Here is a 4,467-nt window from a genome sequence, read left to right on the forward strand (position 1 = left end):
GCGCTACAGTTGTCCACAGCCGGCATCAGCCGATGCCGGCCCCAAGCCCTGGGTCAATGTTCAATCGGCAGGGTGGGTCAAATTTAGATCGGCGCCAACACTGATGCCCTCACCAGACCTGCGCCGTCTAGCGCGCGAGGCCTACATTCGAACGCAGCCGAGCGTGCAGGCGACGGTTGAGTCTTCACCAGCGCTTGACGAGTTGTTCTCGTGCATTGACATCCACTTTCCGCTTTGGCTCTACCTGCGCCCGGATCTGCGCTGGGAAGCGATTCGGCCAACGAGTCTCTGCCGGAAAGGGTCGACGCCCCTATCACCTGAGGAGTTCATCAGGCAGGAGTACGACCCGGTATACGTTCGAGGATTCCGCCACATGGCGATCGAGATGAGGTTGCTCCAAGCTGGAGCAACCTGGAAATCTACCGTGCCATCGACGGACAACTCAGCCCCAGATTTGACCTGGCAAGGGGGCCGACTGGACTAGCTCAGCCGGCAGCGGCAATGACATTTGCCCCGTTGTCGCCGGGCTTGGCTGGCGCCATCGCTGGTTCCGGATCCAAGGGGCGCCGACAGTTCGCCTAGTTCAGAGATGAGTGCAAATAGTTCGGAGATGAGTGAAACCCGACAGCCACAGCGCAAACCGACACCGACATCGACTGCAACTCATCCCCCCCTCCGTGCAGTCTGTCGCCCGCCGCTAGGTCGCCCCACGGGTCATTGTTATGGTGTGCTACATCAGCAACACACCGCAGGCGCCTGGCCTGAAGCGACATGCACAGCTGGAATGACAATGCGCCGATCTACCAGCAACTGGCTGACCGCCTGGCCAGTCAGCTGCTGGATGGCAATCCGCCGGAAGGCGAAGCCCTGCCCTCGGTTCGTCTGCTGGCGAACCAGTACCTCATCAACCCGCTGACGGTCAGCCGCGCGCTGCAATCGCTGGCCGACAACGGGCTGGTGGAGAGCCGCCGCGGCCTGGGCATGTATGTGCGACCCGGCGCGCGCCAGCGCCTGCTGCAAAGCGAACGCGAGCAGTTCCTGAGCAAGGAATGGCCGCAGCTGCGAGAAAAACTCAAACAACTGGGCATCAGCGCCCAGGATCTGCAATGGGAGGACCTGCAATGAGCACGACCATCAACACCCCCGAGGCGCTGGTCAGCGCGCGAGACTTCACGCTGCGCTATGGCCGCAAGATCGCCTGCGATCACCTCACCTTCCAGATTCCCAAGGGTCGCGTGGTCGGTCTGCTGGGGCACAACGGCGCCGGCAAGACCTCGCTGATGAAGGCGATGGTCGGCCTGCAGGCCGGCGAAGGCGAGCTGCGGGTGTTGGGCGTGGATCCCCGCCGGCAGCGCACGGAGCTGCTGAAGGGCCTGTCCTACATCCCGGACGTGGCCGTGCTGCCGCGCTGGGCCCGCGTCCACGAGCTCATCACGCTCATGGGCGGGCTGCAGCCGCAGTTCTCGGCCGAGCGCGCCCGGGCGCTGCTCAAGCGCACGAGCGTGGGCCTCAATGACAAGGTGAAGTCCCTCTCCAAGGGCATGGTGACGCAGCTGCACCTGGCCCTGATCGCCGCGATCGACACGCGCCTGATGATCCTGGACGAGCCCACGCTCGGCCTGGACGTCATCTCCCGCAAGAGCTTCTACGAGATGCTCATCGACGAATGGTGCGACGGCGAACGCACGGTGGTGATCTCCACGCACCAGGTGGAGGAGATCGAGAGCCTGCTGTCCGACGTGATGATGCTGGACGAGGGCAAGCTGGTGCTGAACATCAGCCTGGAGGAGATGGACTCGCGCTTCGTGGCCCTGGCCCACGACCCGGCCGCGGCTGACACGGTGGCCCGCGCCCATCCGCTGCTGCGCTATCGCCAGCAGGGCCGCTCGGCCGCATTGTTCGATGGCGAGCCGCCGGCCGACGTGCAGGCGCTGGGGCAGCGATTCCGCCCGAGCCTGGTCGACCTCTTCGTCGCCCTCACCCGCAAGCCCGAACTGCAGCCCCGCGAAGCCTGAAGGAGCCCTCACCATGAACGCACAACGATTCCTGACTCTCATGCAGCGCGAGTGGATGCAGCACCGCATCGGCTGGCTGGCCGTGATGCTCTCGCTGCCGGTGCTGGGCCTGCTGCTGATGCCCGTGCCCGGCTTCGTCGAGGTGAACGGAGAGGTGCCGCCCGCCGTGGGCACGGCGGCGATCGCCATGCTCGGGACGGCCGTCGCGGCCTTCGTCCTGAGCTGGGTGGTCGCCATGTTCCAGCTGCCCGGGCTGGCGCGCCGGGACCAGCAGGACCGCTCCATCGAGTTCTGGCTGTCGCTGCCGGCCACGCACACCGAAAGCATCGGCGCCACGCTGCTGATGCATGCCCTGCTGGTGCCTCTGCTGGCCCTGCTGGTGGGCCTGCTGTTCGCCCCCGTGATGGCGGTGGCTGCCGTTCTCAAGGTTCACGGCTTCAGTGGGCTGGGTGCCGTGCCCTGGGGCCAGCTGCTCACGGTGGCGCTGATTGCCTGGGTGCGGGCCAGCACCGGGCTGGTGCTGATGACGCTGTGGCTGGCGCCCATCTTCATGACGCTGATGGTGGCCGCGGCCTACCTGAAGCGCTGGGGCGTGCCGCTGGTGGTCGGCGGCGTGGTCATCCTGGGCAATGTGATGGAGAAGATCTATCGCGACCGCACGGTCTGGAACCTCCTCAAGCACCAGTTCGAAGGCGCCGGCCTGGCCTTCTTCAATGCCAGCCAGACCATGGAAGGCCGGGGCATGCCCCAGCAGCTGGAACACGAGACGGTGGGCGGCATCGCCCAGCTGATGCTCAATGATCTCGGTGCGGCCCTTGCCAACCTGGCCTCGCCCCACTTCATCGGCGGCTTGGTCGTCGCAGGCCTGTGCTTCTACCTGCTGGTGCTCCAGCGCAGCCGTCCGGCCTGAACGCGCCCGCGCAGACCCAAAGAAAAAGCCCGCCGGCCGGCGGGCTTTTCCATGCGCGTTGCGCGACGGGGATCAGGCGGCCGGGCTCGGCTCAGCACCACCGGCGGCTGCGGCCCCCACCTTGGCGCTGACTTCCTTGCGGAAGCGGTTCAGCTCCTGGACGCTGGCGAAGCTGCGTTCCATCAGCAGGCTCATGTTGTGCAGGATGCGCTCGACCACCTTGGTCTCCCACACGGCATCGAACTGGATCTGCTTGTCCAGCCACTTCTCCAGCCACTCCGGATCCGGCAGACGGCTCTGGATGGTGTCGCGCGGGAAGAGCTTGGCGTTGACGTGCAGGTTCGTGGGATGCAGTGCCTGGGCCGTGCGACGCGCGCTGGCCATCAGCACGCCCACCTTGGCGAAGGCGGCACGGGCCTCGTCACCGAACTTCTGCATGGCACGCTTCATGTAGCGCAGGTAGGCACCGCCATGGCGGGCCTCGTCACGGGCCAGGGTCTCGTAGATGGCCTTGATCACGGGCTCCGTGTGCCATTCGGCGGCACGGCGGTACCAGTGGTTCAGACGGATCTCGCCGCAGAAGTGCAGCATGAGCGTCTCGAGGGCCGGGGCCGGGTCGAAGTCGAAGCGGATCTCGTGCAGCTCCTGCTCGCTGGGCACGAGGTCCGGGCGGAAGCGGCGCAGGTACTCCATCAGCACCAGCGAGTGCTTTTGTTCCTCGAAGAACCAGACGCTCATGAAGGCGGAGAAATCGCTGTCGTCACGGTTGTCACGCAGGAACATCTCGGTGGCCGGCAGCGCCGCCCACTCGGTGATGGCGTTCATCTTGATCGTCTGGGCCTGGTCCTCGGTCAGCAGGCTGGCATCGAACTTGTCCCAGGGGATGTCGGTGTCCATGTTCCAGCGCACGGCTTCCAGTTGCTTGAAGAGTTCGGGGTAGAGCATGGTCCGTCCTATGGTTTAGGGGCGGCATTCTAAACGGGGTGCCGCGCGGCCACCCTTCGCATCCCGTGAGCAGGGGGAACGTCACCCCAGCCGCCGGGCGAAAGCCGGATGCCACCGGTCCGTTTCCGGACGGTCGTCGATGGGCACCGGCCGCAGTTCAACAGTCTTCGCTTGCAGGCGTATGACAAGCCCAGGGCCGCTCTGCGGTCACCGGATGAAACTCAAATACGGGACAACTGATCCGCGCTCGCTTACGTGAAATTGCCTGACTTGAAGCTTGGTGTAAGCCCGAAGCCCCAAACTTCGAGTCAGGAATTCACCCATGTACCCCGCATGGGGGACAGAAGTAGCAAAACTTCCGCCTCCAAGAGCCAACAATCCAAGGCATGGCGCCAAATCATTTACAGATTTACGCAAAGGTTTGAAAAGTACGGCTGGCGTGCGTCCCCATCAACAAGTCAAACGAGTACAGTAGCCACAAGCTTTCGGTCGCAAGATCTCCCCAGTGTTGGGGCTGAAATCCCGGGACTCTTCTCCTCCTCCTCCCTCCCTCCCTCGTTGGTCCCGGGGCATCTTGCGGCTTCTTTTATGTCCAGG

4 protein-coding genes are annotated in these 4,467 nt (G+C 64.6%); 3 read left to right on the top strand and 1 reads right to left on the bottom strand.

Annotated elements, in window-relative coordinates; translation table 11 throughout:
- Positions 1–771 precede the first annotated feature (771 nt).
- From ACE3P9_RS11330 to ACE3P9_RS11340, 3 genes are read left to right on the top strand one after another with little or no spacing between them, the layout of a single operon-like run.
- Positions 772–1,125, top strand: coding sequence for a GntR family transcriptional regulator (locus ACE3P9_RS11330; protein ID WP_374494272.1), 354 nt, complete (start codon positions 772–774; stop codon positions 1,123–1,125).
- Positions 1,122–2,015, top strand: a complete 894-nt coding sequence (locus ACE3P9_RS11335; RefSeq protein ID WP_374494274.1) for an ABC transporter ATP-binding protein — start codon at positions 1,122–1,124, stop codon at positions 2,013–2,015. The genes ACE3P9_RS11330 and ACE3P9_RS11335 overlap by 4 nt, the downstream gene beginning before the upstream one ends.
- Positions 2,016–2,028: 13 nt before the next feature.
- Positions 2,029–2,925, top strand: a complete 897-nt coding sequence (locus ACE3P9_RS11340; protein WP_374494276.1) for a hypothetical protein — start codon at positions 2,029–2,031, stop codon at positions 2,923–2,925.
- Positions 2,926–2,997: 72 nt separating this feature from the next.
- Here ACE3P9_RS11340 and ACE3P9_RS11345 read toward each other — a convergent pair whose 3' ends face one another.
- Positions 2,998–3,870, bottom strand: a complete 873-nt coding sequence (locus ACE3P9_RS11345; protein ID WP_374494277.1) for a ferritin-like domain-containing protein — start codon at positions 3,868–3,870, stop codon at positions 2,998–3,000.
- Positions 3,871–4,467: the final 597 nt, after the last annotated feature.

Origin of the sequence: Allobrachymonas sp. (assembly GCF_041912815.1) — a bacterium.
Classification (GTDB): Bacteria; Pseudomonadota; Gammaproteobacteria; order Burkholderiales; family Burkholderiaceae_C; genus Brachymonas.

Excerpts from the sequence above, each read along its gene's own strand:
- ACE3P9_RS11330 (WP_374494272.1), top strand. The coding sequence starts at position 772 with ATGCACAGCTGGAATGACAATGCGCCGATCTACCAGCAACTGGCTGAC.
- ACE3P9_RS11335 (WP_374494274.1), top strand. The coding sequence starts at position 1,122 with ATGAGCACGACCATCAACACCCCCGAGGCGCTGGTCAGCGCGCGAGAC.
- ACE3P9_RS11340 (WP_374494276.1), top strand. The coding sequence starts at position 2,029 with ATGAACGCACAACGATTCCTGACTCTCATGCAGCGCGAGTGGATGCAG.
- ACE3P9_RS11345 (WP_374494277.1), bottom strand. The coding sequence starts at position 3,870 with ATGCTCTACCCCGAACTCTTCAAGCAACTGGAAGCCGTGCGCTGGAAC.